Origin of the sequence: Photorhabdus tasmaniensis, from assembly GCF_011189505.1 — a bacterium.
Lineage (GTDB): Bacteria > Pseudomonadota > Gammaproteobacteria > Enterobacterales > Enterobacteriaceae > Photorhabdus > Photorhabdus tasmaniensis.
In genome coordinates, this window is the sequence record NZ_PUJU01000051.1 from 1 (window position 1) to 17,955 (window position 17,955).

Consider the following 17,955-nt stretch of genomic DNA (forward strand, 5'->3'; position numbering starts at 1 on the left):
TAGCTCGAATATTTAATTCAACATAACTGAGGGCTTGCTCTTCATACACCAGCGCTATCGCATCAGGTTTTTTTTCTGCCTGTTGCTCAAACAGTGGGTGAATACAACCCGGGTCAGGATACGGCATTAGGGTCGCGTTCCACGTCTCCAACAACAGCCGTTTTTCTGCTTCCGGCAAGATATTCAGTGCCCGAACCGGGGTCTCCGGCCGCTGCTCAAGCGCCTCTGCCAGACTTTCCAGCGCCTGTTGCATGTAACCGCACACCCGTTCCGGATCAAATGGCTGGACAATTTGTGCCGTCAGCCCCAGCGCTTCACCAAAATCTTCCACTGACAGAGCAAATGGGTAATTAGTCCGCTCCTGTGCGCCAAGAAATTCAACCCCATGCATGATTTCATTCGAAACCGCCGATAACGTACTGTGCCGATAGTTCAATAAGGCGCTAAAGAGGGGAATTTCCCCCTGCACCCCACTGCAACGTTGAGCCAGCGCCAGTGAGGCGTGTTCATGTTCCAGTAATTCCGCTAACCGGACATGAGCGGCCTGTACGCTGTCCTGCACCGGGGTCTCATCCATATCCAGCCGCAATGGCAAGGTATTGATAAACAGCCCCATGCTGCTGTCAGCCCCTTCCCCAGCCTGCATCCGCCCAAACAACACGGTACCGAATACCACCTGCACCTGTCCGCTGGTGCGTGACAATACTTGTGCCCAGGCCAGATGACACAGCGCCGCCAGACTGACACCCAGACGCCGGGCCTGACTGCGCAGACGGCTATTGAGCGTAGCAGGCAACATCCGGTGCGATGGAGTCACCTGCGAACCATCCCGATGGACTTCCGTCAATCCGAACGGCAACGTTGGTTCATCCACCTCAGCCAACATCTCGGTAAAGAAACGGGTATGCTCCGCCTGACTCACCCCCAGCCGAACCTGCGCCACCAGATTGCGGAAAGGGACCGGCACGGGCAGGTTATCCCCCAGCCCAGCAAGGTACGCCTGAACTTCGCCGTTCATCACCTCCATGGTGGTATGGTCGCCAATCAAATGATGCTGCAATTGCAGTGCAATCCAGCGACCATCGGTTTCCTGGGCAATAACAAAACGTAATAAGGGTGCCTGTCCCAGATCGAGACGATGCTGACTGGGATCAAAACGTTGAGCCAATTGCTCATAAACCGGCCCATCAGCGGGATCTAACATCAATTCGATAACGGATAACGGTGCCTGACGCCAGACCACCTGAACTGGCGCGGATAACCCTTGCCAGATAAAAGCGGTCCGCAGAATATCGTGGCGCTCAACCACCTGTTGTACCGCCGCCAAATAACGATCCAGTAACCCTCGATCAGCAAAGGCCATCTGGCTGACCAATAGATACGGGTCGCCTTCGTTAACCAATAAGTGGTGGAACAAGATGCCGTCCTGCAACGGTGACAGGGCATAGATATCCTGAATATTGGCCATCCCGCCCGGTACGTGTTCAACGATATGGTCAATTTCAGACTGAGCCAGATCAATCAACGGCAACATCTCAGGTGTCAGTGCCGTCGTCGCTGGGGTGATGGTATTAACCGGCACCACCACCGCTTGTGACTGCCCTGCTGTTTGGGCACATTCGGATAACACCGGAGTTTGGAATACATCACGTACCGCTAACGTCAATCCAACATTACGCAGGCGCTCAACCATCCGCACAGCAAGCAACGAATGACCACCCAGCGCAAAGAAACTATCATGCCGACTGACCTGTTCAATGCCCAACAACTCACTCCAGATAGCAGCCAGCAAGGTTTCTGTCTCCCCTTGCGGCGCTTCATAAACCTGCCGGGCAAACGCGTCCTCCCCCGGCTCCGGTAGCGCCCGGCGATCCAGTTTGCCGTTTGGCGTCAACGGGAAGGCATCCAGACGCACAAACGCCGCCGGCACCATATAATCCGGTAAAATGGTACTTAAATGAGTACGCAAACTATTGACCAGCCGGTCATCCTCTGCGGCTACGACATAAGCCACCAACCGTTTATCCTGCCCTCCGCCCAGCGTCAGGACCAGCGCCTCACTCACCGCAGAATGCGCCATCAACCGGGCTTCGATTTCACCCGGCTCAATACGAAAGCCGCGAATTTTCACCTGCTGGTCATTACGGCCCAGGAACACCAGATCACCCTCCGGCAAGTAGCGGGCCAAGTCCCCGGTGCGGTACATTCGGGCATCCGGTTCACCCGTAAACGGATCTGGCAGAAAACGTTCCGCCGTCAAATCAGGGCGATTGAGATAGCCTCGCGCTACCCCCACGCCTCCGATATACAGCTCACCCACCGCCCCTAACGGCACTGGCTGGCCGTCAGTACTTAGCAGATAAACCCATGTGTTAGCCGTTGGACGTCCGATCGCAATGACGCTATCCGTGTAGTCTGACGGGCAACGCCAGGTCGCTGCACAAACCGTGATTTCTGTCGGACCATACGCATTGAATACCGTTGCCCGTTGACTCAACGCCCGCAGCAGCGCTGCGCTGGGGGCCTCGCCGCCGAGTATCAGCGTGGGCTTTATCGTCATCACCGGTAAATCGGTCCCCTCCCGGAGCAGGGCAGGCGTCAGGCAAGCGTGTGTTATTGCCTGCTCTTCCAGATAACGCCAGAGATAGCGCGGATCCTGTCGAACTGTGTCGGCAGGAATAGCCAGCGTGGCACCACTGCACAGCGCCATCATGATCTCCCAAACACCGGCATCAAAACCAAATGAAGCGAACTGCAACACCCGGCTATCAGAATGAATATCAAACTGAGCGATTTTTTCCTGAATCAGGTTAACCAGACCACGGTGTTCGACCATCACCCCTTTCGGCGTGCCGGTCGAGCCGGAGGTGTAAATCACATACGCCAGATGTCGTGGGGTTAATGCAGGCAACTGCGGATTGCTATTCGACGGGTTAGTCAATACATTCGGATCCAGTACCGTCAGCCCGGCCAGCGCTTTTTTGCCCAACGCGGCACATCCGGCGTTATCCGCCAGCAAAATAACCGGAGCAGCATCGGTCAAAATATAGATCAGGCGTTCACCCGGATAGGCCGGGTCCAGTGGCACATAGGCACCACCCGCTTTCAAGACTGCCAGCAGCCCCACTATCCGCGCCGGTGAACTCGCTACACAAATGGCCACCCGCTGATCCGGTTTCACACCCTGTTCAATGAGTTGATACGCCAGTCGATTAGCCCGGGCATTCAGTTCTGTATAACTAAGGGCTTGCCCCAGATGCACCAGCGCCGTCGCATCTGGGTTTTTCTCTGTCTGTTGTTCAAACAGTTGATGAATGCATAACTGATCAGGATACGATGTTTCAGTCGCGTTCCAGGTTTCCAGCAATAGCCTGCGCTCCGCCACGGTCAGAATATCGATTTTCCTGACCGGCTGTTGCGGGTTAGCCGCCATCTCCCGCAGGACGGTATGGAGATATGCCCTATGCCGCTCAATGGTGGGTTGATCAAACAGGGCGGTAGAATAATTCAGATAACCGACAATCCGGCCCGCCACCTCGGATAAATTCAGCTCCAGATCGAACTTAACCACATCAAAAGCTTGTTCGACAGGTGAAATAGCCAGCCCCGGCAGCCGCCATTCCGTACTCTCATTGTTCTGCCAGGCAAACATCACCTGAAACAGCGGAGTATGCGCCAATTGACGCGGCGGTTGCACGATTTCCACTACCTGTTCAAACGGCAGATCCTGTTGCTCTTGCGCTGCCAGCGCGGTTTGCCGCACACGCGCAAGCAATTCAGTCACATTCGGCGCACCGGATAAATCCATCCGCAAGGCCAGCGTATTAACAAAGAAGCCGATCAGGGATTCCACTTCCTGACGGCCACGACCGGCACTCGGTGTACCGATAACCAGATCTTCCTGACCTGACAGACGCGATAAAACCGTCGCCCAGCCCGCCAACAGCGTCATAAATAACGTGACACCCTGCCGCTCACTCAGGCGTTTAAGGGATTGGGTTAACTCCGCATCCAGACTGACGGGCAAGAGAATCCCGGTAAAGGACTGCTGAGACGGCCGGGGCCGGTCAGTGGGCAAATCCAGCAGAACCGGTGCGTCAGCCAGCCGCGTGCGCCAATAGTTGGACTGGGATTGTATGCGTTCCGCCGACAACCACTGACGCTGCCAAGCGGCATAATCAGGATATTGAATCGCCAACGGTGGCAATAGATCCGGCTGGCCTGCCAGAAACGCGGTGTAAAGGGTGCTCAATTCACGCATCAATACGCTGACAGACCAACCATCAAAAACAATATGATGCTGGGTCAGCAAGAAAACATGTTCATCATCAGCCAGCTGTACCAGACTGGAACGAATTAACGGGCCACCGGCCAGATCAAACAGGGCCTCAGCGTCCTGAGCAGAGAGAGACGCAAGCTGGGCATCTACATCAGGCACCTCACGCAGATCATATTTTTTCATCGGCAAGCCCCATTCCGCCGGTAATAATTCCACCTGCGGCTGGCCGTCAACGGCAACAAAGACCGAACGTAACGCTTCATGGCGAACAAACAGCGCGTCAAGCGCCTGCTGCCAGACACTCACATTAAGCTGACCGCGTAGACGCAATGCCATCGGGATATGATAAGTCTCACTCACGCCCTCAAACTGAGTCAGGAACCACAGACGCTGTTGCGCGAATGACAACGGCAGCTTACCCTCACGGGATAGTGGCATGATGGCCGGTAATCTGCTGCCTTGTTCATCAAACCGGGCGCGCATTGCTTCAGCAAAAGCAGCCAAAGAAGGGCATTTGAACAGCGTGGACAGCGGTAATTCAATCCCTAAAGCTGCTATCCGGTTCATCATCCGCACCGCCAGCAGTGAATGTCCGCCCAGCGCAAAGAAATTGTCATGCCGACTTATCTGCTCAATACCCAATAACTCACGCCAGATAGCTGCCAAGGCAATCTCAGTTTCCCCCTGCGGCGCTTCATAACGCTGACGAGCAAAAGATCCCTCTCCCGGCACCGGCAGCGCCCGGCGATCCAATTTGCCATTCGGCGTCGATGGAAAAGCATCCAGCTGAACAAAAGCTGCTGGCACCATGTAATCAGGCAATATGGCGCTCAGATGGCTACGCAGGTTATTAACCAATTCATCATCCGTTTCCGCCACGACATAAGCCACCAAATGCGTATCCTGTCCTTCGCCCAACGCCAGCACAACCGCTTCACGCACCGCAGAGTGTTCTGTCAACCGGGCTTCAATTTCCCCCGGCTCAATACGAAAGCCCCGGATTTTCACCTGCTGGTCATTACGGCCCAGGAACTCCAGATTGCCATCCGGCAGGTAACGGGCCAAATCCCCGCTCCGGTACATATGGGCACCGGGTTCACGACTAAACGGATCCGCCAGAAAACGTTCCGCAGTCAGTTCAGGGCGATTGAGATAGCCACAGGCCACCCCATCTCCGCCCACATAAATCTCGCCAATCACGCCTATCGGCACCGGCTGACCATCAGCATCCAACAGATAAACCCGGGTGTTGGCTATTGGCCGACCAATCGGGATCCGGGTCACTCCCGATGATAACTCTGCGATACGGTAGGTCGTGGTAAAAGTGGTGCCCTCACTCGGTCCGTAAGCCTGTAATAATTGTTGGGGCGGGTTATCACGCAAAACCTGCGCAATCACATGCGGATCCAGTACATCTCCGCCAACAATCAGAATGTTGATTTGTGGCAGAACTGGGGATAATTCTGCCGCCAACCGGTTAAACAACCCAACAGTCAGCCACATCACCGTGACACAATGCGCCTGTAAAACCTGCACTAACTTGTGTGGCATCAGTAACGTGTCATGGTCGATAACCACCAGCGCACCGCCGTTCAGCAACGGTGCCCAGACTTCAAACGTGCCAGCATCAAAAGCCTGATTAGCGGTAAAGGCAACCCGATCATCCGGCCCGATTTCGGCGTACCCATTATTGATCACCAGCCGAACTACAGCACGATGCGGCACCATGACCCCTTTTGGTATGCCGGTTGAGCCGGAGGTATACATGATATACGCCAGCTCAGTACTGGAACGCGGTAAGTCAGGATTAAGGTGATCTTCTTGCCTGATAACGTCCATCTCACCGGCCAGATAAAACAGGGGAATAACCAAGTCAACTGGAATATCGGTGAGCAACAATTTGGCTGAACAATCGTTTATCAGCCAATGTTTCCGTTCATCCGGTACTCGGGGATCGATCGGCACATAAGCAGCCCCGGCCTTGAGGATAGCCAACTGAGCCACCACCAGTTCAATGGATCGTTCCAACATCACCGCAACCCGATCATCCGAACGGATCCCCTGCTCAATTAACCGGCTGGCCAGCCGGTTAGCACGGGCATTTAATTCAGCATAACTGAGGCGATGTTCTCCATACTCCAGCGCTATCGCATCAGGGGTTTTCTCTGTCTGTTGCTCAAACAGTTGGTGAATACAATACTGATCAGGATAAGGTGCCTGGGTTGCGTTCCAGATTTCCAGCAGCAGCCGCTTCTCGGCTTCCGGCAAGATATTCAGCAACCGGACTGGTGTCTCTGGCCGCTGTTCAAGCGCCTCTGTCAGACTTTCCAGCGCCTGTTGCATATAACCACACACCCGTTCCGGATCAAGTGGCTGGACAATTTGCGCCGTCAGCCCCAGCGCTTCACCAAAATCTTCCACTGACAGGGCAAATGGGTAATTAGTCCGCTCCTGCGCGCCAAGAAATTCAACCCCATGCATAATTTCATTCGAAGCTGCCGATAACGTACTGTGCCGGTAGTTCAACAAGGCGCTAAAGAGGGGAACTTCACTTTGCACCCCACTGCAACGTTGAGTCAGAGCCAGTGAGGCGTGTTCATGTTCCAGCAATTCCGCTAACCGGGCATGAGCGGCCTGTACGCTGTCCCGTACCGGGGTTTCATCCATATCCAACCGCAACGGCAAGGTATTGATAAACAGTCCCATGCTGCTGTCAGCCCCTTCCCCTGCCTGCATCCGCCCAAACAATACGGTGCCGAACACCACCTGCTTCTGCCCGCTGGTGCGTGACAACACTTGCGCCCAAGCCAGATGACACAGCGCCGCCAGACTGACGCCCAGACGCCGGGCCTGGCTACGCAGACGGCCATTCAGTATAGCGGGCAACATCCGGTGCGATGGAGTCATCTGCGAACCATCCCGATGGACTTCCGTCAACCCGAACGGCAACGTCGGTTCATCCACCTCAGCCAACATCTCGGTAAAGAAACGGGTATGCTCGGCCTGACTCACTCCCAGCCGAACCTGCGCCACCAGATTGCGGAAAGGAATCGGCGCAGGCAAATTATCTCCCAGCCCAGCAAGGTACGCCTGAACTTCGCGGTTCATCACCTCCATGGTGGTATGGTCGCCAATCAAGTGATGCTGCAATTGCAGTGCAATCCAGCGACCCTCTGTTTCCTGGGCAATAACAAAACGTAACAGGGGTGCCTGTCCCAGATCGAGACGATGCTGACGGGGATCAAAACGTTGAGCCAATTGCTCATAAACCGGCCCATCAGCGGGATCTAATATCAGCTCAATCACTGATAACGGCACCTGACGCCAAACCACCTGCACCGGTACGGATAATCCTTGCCAGATAAAAGCGGTCCGCAGAATATCGTGGCGATCAACCACCTGTTGTACCGCCGCCAGATAACGATCCAGCAACCATCGATCAGCAAAGGCCATCTGGCTGACCAATAGGTACGGGTCGCCTTCATTTGCCAGTAGATGATGGAACAGGATACCGTCCTGCAACGGTGACAGGGGATAGATATCCTGAATATTCGCCATCCCGCCCGGCACCTGTTCAACGATATGGTCAATTTCAGGCTGAGTCAGATCAATCAGCGGCAACATCTCAGGAGTGAGTGCCGTGGTCGCCGGGGTGATGACATTAGCCGGCACTACCACTGCCGATGATTGCCCTGCTGTTTGAGCAAATACGGACAGCACCGGGGATTGGAACAGGTCACGCACTGCCAGCATTAACCCCGCGTTACGCAGACGGTCAATCATCCGGACTGCCAGCAATGAATGACCGCCCAACGCAAAGAAACTGTCGTGCCGACTGACCTGTTCAATACCCAACAATTCGCTCCAGATAGCGGCCAATGTGGTTTCTGTCTCCCCCTGCGGCGCTTCATAAACCTGACGGGCAAACGCTTCCTCCCCCGGCACCGGCAACGCCCGGCGATCCAGTTTGCCGTTTGACGTCAACGGGAAGGTATCCAGACGCACAAACGCCGCCGGCACCATATAATCCGGCAAAATGGTACTTAAATGAGTATGCAAGCGGTTAACCAACCGGTCACTCTCTTCTGCCGTCACATAAGCCACTAACCGTTTATCTTGCCCTTCGCCCAAGGCCAGTACCCGCGCGTCATTCACTGCGGGATGTTCCATTAACCGGGCTTCGATTTCCCCCGGCTCAATGCGGAAACCGCGGATTTTAACCTGCTGGTCATTACGGCCCAGTAACTCCAAATTACCGTCTGGCAGATAGCGCGCCAAATCCCCGCTCCGGTACAGGCGGGCATCGGGTTCACCACTAAACGGATCTATCAGAAAACGTTCAGTGGTCAGTTCAGGACGATTGAGATAGCCACAGGCAACTCCATCTCCGCCGATATAAATCTCGCCGATGACCCCCTGCGGCACCGGCTGACCATAGATATCCAGCAGATAAACCCGCGTATTGGCTATTGGCCGGCCAATGGGGATCCGGGTCATTCCCGGCGATAACTCTGCGATATGGTAGGTGGTGGTAAAGGTGGTGCCTTCACTCGGTCCATAGCCATTCAATAACTGTTGAGGCGGGCTATCACGCAGAACTTGGGCAATCACATACGGATCCAGCACATCACCGCCGACAATCAGGATCCTGAGCTGCGGAAGAGCCGGGGCCAACTCTGCCGTCAGCCGGTTAAACAGCCCGACACTCAGCCACAGCACGGTAATGCGATAAGCCTGTAATGCCCGGACAAATTCCTGAGGCGTCAGCAACGTGGCGTGATCAATCACCACCAGCGCACCGCCATTCAGCAACGGTGCCCAGACTTCAAAGGTGCTGGCATCAAAAACCGGGTTAGCCTCAAAAGCCACCCGATCATCCGACCCGATTTCGGCGTACCCATTATTGATAACCAGCCGAACCACCGCACGATGCGGCACCATCACCCCTTTTGGCGTGCCGGTCGAGCCGGAGGTGTACATGATATAAGCCAGCGCGGTACTGGAGCGCGGTAAGTCAGGATTAAGGTGATCTTCTTCCCTAATGGCGTCCATTTCACCAATCAGGTAAAACTGGGGAATTGCCAAGTCAAACGGAATATCGGTCAGCAACAATTTGGCTGAACAATCGTTTATCAGCCAGTTTTTCCGTTCGTCCGGCACTCGGGGATCGATAGGTACATAAACGGCTCCGGCCTTGAGGATAGCCAACTGAGCCACCACCAGTTCAATGGATCGTTCTAACAGCACCGCCACCCGATCATCCGATTGGATCCCCTGCCCGATTAACCGACGGGCCAACCGGTTGGCGCGGGCATTTAATTCGGTATAGCTGAGAATGTGTTCTTCATACACTAACGCTATCGCATCAGGGGTTTTCACCGCTTGTTGTTCAAACAGCCGGTGAATGCATGACTGATCAGGATACGGCGTCTGAGTTGCATTCCAAGTTTCCAGTAACCGCTGGCGCTCCGCCATGGTCAAGATATCGATTTTCCCAACCGGCTGTTGCGGGTGAGCCACTACCGTTTGCAATACCGCGTACAGATACCCCACGTACCGCTCGATGGTCGATTGATCAAACAGGGCGGTGGCATAATTCAGATAACCGGCAATCCGGCCATCCACCTCAGACAGGGTCAGTTCAAGATCGAACTTAGCGATATCAATGTGTTGATCGGCAGGTGAAACCAATAATCCCGGCAACCGCCATTCCGTGCTCTCGTTGTTCTGCCAGGAAAACATCACCTGAAACAGCGGGGTATGCGCCAGTTGGCGCGGCGGTTGCACGATTTCCACCACCTGTTCAAACGGCAGATCCTGATGCTCTTGCGCCGCCAAAGCCGTTTGCCGCACACGCGCAAGCAAGTCAGCCATATTCGGCGCACCGGATAAATCCATGCGCAACGCCAACGTATTAACAAAGAAGCCGATCAGGGATTCCACTTCCTGCCGACTACGACCGGCACTCGGCGTACCGATAATCAGATCTTCCTGACCTGACAAGCGCGATAAAACCGTCGCCCAAGCCGCCAACAGCGTCATAAATAACGTGACACCCTGCTGCTCACTTAAACGTTTAAGAGATTGAGTTAATTCCACATTCAGACTGACAGGCCAGATATTCCCGGCAAACGACTGCTGAGGCGGACGTGGCCGGTCAGTGGGCAAATCCAACAGTACCGGCGCATCAGCCAGCCTGGTACGCCAATAGTCGGATTGAGACTGTATGTGTTCCGCCGACAGCCATTGACGCTGCCAGGCGGCGTAATCAGGATATTGAATCACCAACGGAAGCAACGGATCCGATTGCTGGTTCAAGCAAGCTGCATAAAGCGCCTCCAGTTCTGATTTCAGTATCCCTAAAGACCAGCCATCGGAAACAATATGATGCTGAGTCAGTAAGAAAACGTAATCATCATCCGCCAGTTGGATCAGACTGGAACGAATTAAGGGGCCACGGGCAAGATCAAACGGAGCCTCGGCTTCCTGAGCAGAGAGAAACGCAAGCTGGGCATCCGCATCCGGCGCGTCACGCAGAGCATATTTTTTCATCGGCAGGCCCCATTCCGCCGGTAATAATTCCACCAGCGGCTGACCATCAACAGAAACAAAAACCGAACGCAATGCTTCATGGCGGGCAAACAGCATATTTAGTGCCTGCTGCCAGGCCACAATATCCAACTGACCATGTAAACGCAGGGCCAACGGAATATGATAGGTATCACTCACCCCGTCAAACTGAGCCAGGAACCACAGACGTTGTTGAGCGAATGACAACGGCAATTGACCCTCACGGGATAGCGGAACGATAGCGGGCAATATCTTGCCCGGCTCATCAAACCGGGCGCGCATCGCTTCAGCAAAAGCCATCAAAGCAGGGAATTTAAACAGCGTGGACAGCGGTAATTCAATCCCCAAAGCCGCTATCCGGTTCATCATCCGCACCGCCAACAACGAATGGCCGCCCAAAGCGAAAAAGTTGTCATACCGGCTAATCCGCTCAACGCCCAGTAATTCTCGCCAGATAGCAGCCAGAGTGGTTTCTGTTTCCCCCTGCGGCGCTTCATAAACCTGACGCGCAAACGCTTCTTCCCCCGGTGCTGGTAACGCCCGGCGATCCAGTTTGCCGTTCGGTGTCAATGGGAAGGTATCCAGACGCACAAAAGCGGCCGGTACCATATAATCCGGCAAAATCGCACTCAGATAAGTACGCAGATGGTTAACCAACGCCTCATCCGCTTCTGCCACCACATAAGCCACCAACCGCTTGTCCTGACCGTCGCCCAGCACCAGCACAACCGCTTCATGCACTGCGGGGTGTGCCATCAATCGGGCTTCAATTTCCCCCGGCTCAATGCGGAAACCGCGGATCTTAACTTGCTGGTCATTACGGCCCAGAAACGCCAGATTGCCATCCGGTAAGTAACGCGCTAAATCCCCGGTTCGGTACATGCGCGCATCCGGTTCACTGCTAAACGGGTCAGCCAGAAAACGTTCCGCGGTCAATTCAGGACGATTAAGGTAACCACAGGCCACTCCATCTCCACCGATATACATCTCCCCTGCCGCACCCAACGGCACCGGTTGACCTTCTGTATCCAACAGATAAACCCGGGTATTGGCTATCGGGCGACCAATGGGGATCTGGGTTATCTCCGGCGATAACGCCGTGATACGGTAAGTCGTGGTAAAGGTGGTGCCCTCACTCGGCCCATAGCCATTCAATAACTGTTGAGGTGGGCTATCACGCAAAACCTGCGCAATCACATGCGGATCCAGCACATCGCCGCCGACAATCAAGATCCTGAGCTGTGGGAGAGCCGGAGCCAATTCTTCCGCCAGCCGGTTAAACAGTCCGACACTCAGCCACAGCACCGTAATACGATAAGCCTGTAATACCCGGACAAACTCTTTAGGCGTCAATACCGTGGCGTGATCAATCACCACCAGCGCACCGCCATTTAGCAATGGTGCCCAAACTTCAAACGTGCTGGCATCAAAAGCCGGATTAGCCTCAAACGCCACCCGATCATCCGGCCCGATTTCGGCATACCCATTATTGATAACCAGCCGAATCACGGCGCGATGCGGCACCATCACCCCTTTTGGCGTACCGGTCGAGCCGGAGGTATACATAATGTAAGCCAGCTCAGTACTGGCGCGGGGTAAGTTAGGATTAAGGTGATCTTCTTCCCTAATGGCGTCCATCTCATCAGCCAGGCAAAGCAGGGGAATTGCCAGGTCAACCGGAATATCCGTGATCAACAATTCGGCGGAACAGTCGTTTATCAGCCAATGCTGCCGTTCGTCCGGCACACGGGGATCGATTGGCACATAAACGGCCCCGGCCTTGAGGATAGCCAACTGAGCCACCACCAGTTCAACAGAGCGTTCCAACAGCACCGCAACCCGATCATCCGACCGGATCCCCTGCTCAACTAACCGATGTGCCAACCGGTTAGCACGGGCATTTAATTCCGCATAACTGAGAGTATGTTCACCGTACACCAACGCTATCGCGTCAGGCGTCTTTTCTGCCTGTTGTTCAAACAGCCGGTGAATACAACACGGGTCAGGATACGGCGTCTGGGTCATGTTCCAGGTTGCCAACAACAACTGCTTCTCTGCTTCCGGCAAAATATTCAGCAACCGTACTGGCGTCTCCGGCCGCTGCTCAAGCGCCTCTGCCAGACTTTCCAGCGCCTGTTGCATATAACCGCATACCCGCTCCGATTCAAACGGCTGCACCACCTGAGCAGTTAATCCCAAAGTAGATCCACCGTCCTCCACTGACAGCACAAACGGATAGTTGGTTCGCTCCTGTGCGCCAAGGAATTCAATACCCTGCGCCACATTATCCGGCATCATCGGCTGATCATTATGCCGATAGTTCAGCAGAGCACTAAAAAGCGGAATTTCCCCCTGCACCCCACTGCAACGCTGGGCCAATGCCAGTGACGCATGTTCATGATCCAGCAATTCGGCTAACCGAACATGTGCTGCCCGTACACTCTCCTGCACCGGAGTACCATCTATATCCAGCCGCAACGGCAAGGTATTGATAAACAGCCCCATGCCGCTGTCAGCCCCTTCTCCTGACTGCATACGCCCAAACAATACCGTACCGAATACCACTTTCTCCTGTCCGCTGGTACGTGACAACACCTGCGCCCAAGCCAAATGACACAAGGTCGCCAGACTGACACCCAGACGCCGGGCCTGACTGCGCAGACGGTCATTCAGCGTAGCAGGTAACATCCGGTGCGATTGGATCACCTGCGAACCATCCCGATGTATTTCCGTTAACCCGAATGGCAACGTCGGTTCATCCACCTCAGCCAACATCCCGGTAAAGAAGCGAGTATGCTCGGTCTGACTCACCCCCAGCCGGGCCTGAGCTACCAGATTACGGAAAGGAACCGGGGCCGGCAGGCTCTCACCCTGCCCGGTGAAATACGCCTGAACCTCACGGTTCATCACCTCCATGGTGGTATGGTCGCCGGTCAAATGGTGCTGCAATTGCAATACCACCCAGCGACCATCGGCTTCCTGCGCTACCATAAAGCGCAGCAAGGGTGCCTGGCTCAAATCGAGACGATGCTGGTGCAAGTTAAAACGCTGCATTAACTGGTCACTCACCGGGCCATCAGCTGGATCCAGCATCAATTCAGTCATTGACAACGGTGCCTGACGCCAAACCACCTGGACCGGCGCTGATAATCCTTGCCAAATAAAAGCAGTACGCAAAATATCGTGGCGATCAACCACCTGTTGCACCGCCGCCAGATAACGGTCCAACAGCGGCCGGTCAGCAAAAGCCATCATATAGACCAGCAGATACGGATCGCCTTCAGCTGTCAGCAAATGATGGAACAGGATGCCGTCCTGTAACGGTGACAGGGCATAAATATCCTGCACATTAGTGATCCCGCCCGGCACCTGCTCAACGATATGGTCAATTTCTGGTTGAGTCAGATCAATCAACGGTAACATCTCCGGCGTCAGCGCCGTCGTCGCCGGGGTGATGACATTAGGCGGCACCCCCACCGCCCGATGTTGTCCCAACATTCGGGCAAGCTCAGACAACACCGGAGATTGGAACAAATCGCGGGCAGCCAGCGTCAGCCCAAGGTGGCGCAGACGGTCAATCATCCGTAAGGCAAACAGCGAATGACCACCCAACGCAAAGAAACTGTCATGCCGGCTAATCCGCTCAATGCCTAATAACTCGCGCCAGATAGCGGCTAATGTGATTTCCACCTCCCCCTGCGGCGCTTGGTAAATCTGCCGGGCAAAAGCCTCTTCGCCCGGCATCGGCAACGCCCGACGATCCAGTTTGCCGTTCGAGGTCAGCGGGAAAACATCAAGACGGACAAAGGCCGCTGGCACCATATAATCAGGTAAAACGGTGCTCAGGTGGGTACGCAGATGGTTAACCAGCGCCTCATCCGTGTCTGCCACCACATAAGCCACCAACCGTTTGTCCTGCCCGTCACTTAGCACCAGTACAGCCGCCTCACGTACCGCCGGGAACTCTGTCAGCCGGACTTCAATTTCCTCCGGCTCAATACGGAAGCCACGGATTTTAACTTGCTGGTCATTACGGCCCAGAAACGCCAGATTGCCATCCGGCAAATAACGGGCTAAATCCCCGGTTCGGTACATCCGTGCCCCCGGTTTAGGGCTAAAGGGATCCGCCAGAAAGCGTTCAGCCGTCAATTCAGGGCGATTAAGATAACCACAAGCAACCCCATCACCACCGACATAAATCTCACCGGCCACCCCCAACGGCACTGGCTGACCATAAGCATCCAGCAGATAAACCCGCGTATTGGCTATTGGTCGGCCAATGGGGATCCGGGTCTCTCCCTGCGGTAGCGCCGTAATACGGTAGGTGGTGGTAAAGGTGGTGCCTTCACTCGGACCATAGCCATTCAATAATTGTTGTGGCGGGCTATCACGCAGAACCTGGGCAATGACATGCGGATCAAGTACATCTCCGCCGACAATCAGGATCTTGAGCTGCGGGAAAACCGGGGACAACGCTGTCGCCAGCCGATTAAACAGCCCGACACTCAGCCACAACACCGTAATGCGATGAATCTGCAATGCCTGGACAAACTCTTTGGGCGTCAGCACGGTCGCGTGATCAATCACCACCAGCGCGCCACCATTCAGCAAAGGTGCCCAAACTTCAAACGTGCTGGCATCAAAAACCGGGTTAGCCTCAAAAGCCACCCGATCATCCGGCCCAATTTCGGCATAGCCATTATTGATAACCAGCCGAACCACAGCCCGATGCGGCGCGATCACTCCTTTTGGCGTACCGGTCGAGCCGGAGGTATACATGATATATGCCGGCTCAGTGCTAGAACGGGGTAAATCAGGATTAAAACCCGCTTCTTCCCTGTACGTGCCTGTCTCAACGGCAAGACGCAATAACGGCACAGTCAGGCCAACCGGGATATCGCCCTGATCATTAATGAGCAGCAATTTGGCTAAACAATCGCTTATCAGCCAGTTTTTCCGTTCATCCGGCACACTCGGATCGATCGGCACATAAACGGCACCCGCCTTGAGGATAGCCAACTGAGCCACCACCAGTTCAATGGACCGTTCTAACAAAATAGCCACGTGATCATCCGGGCAAATCCCCTGTTCAATCAGTTGATGCGCCAGCTGGTTGGCACGGGTATTCAGTTCCGCATAGCTCAGCGCCTTATCTCCGGCTATCAGTACTGTCGCTTCCGGGGTTTTCTCCGCCTGTTGTTCAAACAACTGATGAATACAAAACTGGTCAGGATATACCGTTTCCGTGGCGTTCCAGGTTTCCAGCAGCAGCGTGCGTTCAGCCTCAGACAACAAATTGAGCTGCCAGACAGGGATGTCATCCTCCTCCCCTGCCGATGATGCCAACACCTGTAAATGTTCACTCATCCGCTGAACCATTTCCGCTTTCAGACGATTTGCATCGTAAATCCAGCGAAAACCACCCTGTGTATTCATCTGGAGTGTCAGCAATTCACCTAACGCGTTCTGCTCCCATGGTCTGTCATCGGGTATTACAGAGACCGCAATCCGCCACGGCCGGCTTATTGTTAGTGCCGGGATAGCGCACAGTGAAGGAGAACGGGAAAGGAGATCACGGCAAAATGTTTGATGCTGCGCCAGCCGTGCAAACTCATCATTCATCTCGTTCGCTACCGCACACCACGGCTGATCAAATGCCACCTCAACACTCATTGGCACCACCGGTGCCAAACCAGACAACATACCCAGTGCATCTTTTGCCCTCTCCACACACCAGCCGATTTGGAATTCGGTCTGATGAGTCAAACGCGCGAGATAAATAGCGAATGCCTGCAACAGTGTCTGCAATGGATCTTTTTCGTTTTTTAACTTCTCATCGCCTTTTAACAGCGGGGGTTGCCAGGCACTAAACACCCATTCAGGTTCCGTTGACTCCCCGGCAGTTTCGAAAGGTAATTGAAGTGGCAGCAAAGAGGCAAGACGCTCACGCCAGAATGATTCACTGGGCGCAAGTATCTGGAGGGTATCTTTTACATTCTGGGCCTGTTGTGGGGAAAGCAGAGGCAACTGCGTGCCGGGCCTGAGTTCTGATATATCAGCAAGCTCCCCGGCGGACAATAATTTGCCCTCAAGTGTGGCGAAACCACCGATCCGAACATCCTCACTGCCAGTTGTGACCTGCCAGGCATCCTCCTCTACCGCAATCAAGGTACCGGGTGCTCCCTCAGAGCAGCAGTTCAGCCGTTGCAGCCAAGAAATCCGCACCGTGCCCGGTTTCAGTAACAGTTTCGGGCAACCTAGTGAATTTAAGTAGTTTTCACCAAAATCTAACGCCCGTACTAGGGCTGAAAGCGCCTCAGCCGGCTGCTGCCAGCCCAGATACCCCCCTCCATCGGGGCGACGTGACTGAGCATAAAAGCTCCGCTGTGTCAGATCCTGCGGATAAGTCACCAACTTGCTCTGATCAAGATCCCGCAGCAGCTTAATAAATCCTGCTTGAGCCGCCTGATAACATTTCAGGTTCAATGAAAACGCATTATCGTACTCTTCAATCGCTACCGGCCATTGCACTGCAATATCGCCGGTATCCACCCCCGCCTCAATGCAATGCCACGAAATCGCGTAATGTGTCTCCCGCGCTAACAGCGCCCAGGAAGTGGCATGACTGCCCGCATAACGTGGCAAGGGACTATTGTGATAATTAAAAGCACCACCGCGAATCTGCTCAATCAGCGACGCGGGCAGGATAATCGGATTAACGATGGAGAAAAGCCAATCCACAGGGTGTTGCGCAATTTTCGCGTGTAATTCCTCAACAGAGTTCACACAAACAATCCCTTGCCGGGCAGCCCATGTTTGCAGAACAGTATCGGTAGTCAACATTGCTTGTATCGTATGCCCGGCCGCCTGAATTTGTTCGGCACAGAACACAGCAAGGGTTGTTCCACCGATCACGATGCAGCGACGTGACAGAACAGGTATATTTTTTACGTTATTAGTTATATTTTCTGACGTCTGAGAGAGCAGTTCGGTTTTAAGGACACTTTCCGCTTTAATAATGTTATCTTTCATCGACTACCTCAATAAATCTGTTAGATATTTAGCAACTGTCATTCTCGACAATTATCACAAATGTGTTTTTTTAC

The 17,955-nt window shown here is 54.3% G+C and carries 1 protein-coding gene; it reads right to left on the reverse strand.

Annotated elements, in window-relative coordinates; all coding sequences use genetic code 11:
• Positions 1–17,881 (reverse strand): non-ribosomal peptide synthetase (locus C5471_RS18730; RefSeq protein ID WP_166296258.1); only part of this gene is annotated, 17,881 nt, incomplete at its 3' end.
• Between the last annotated feature and the right edge of the window lie 74 nt (positions 17,882–17,955).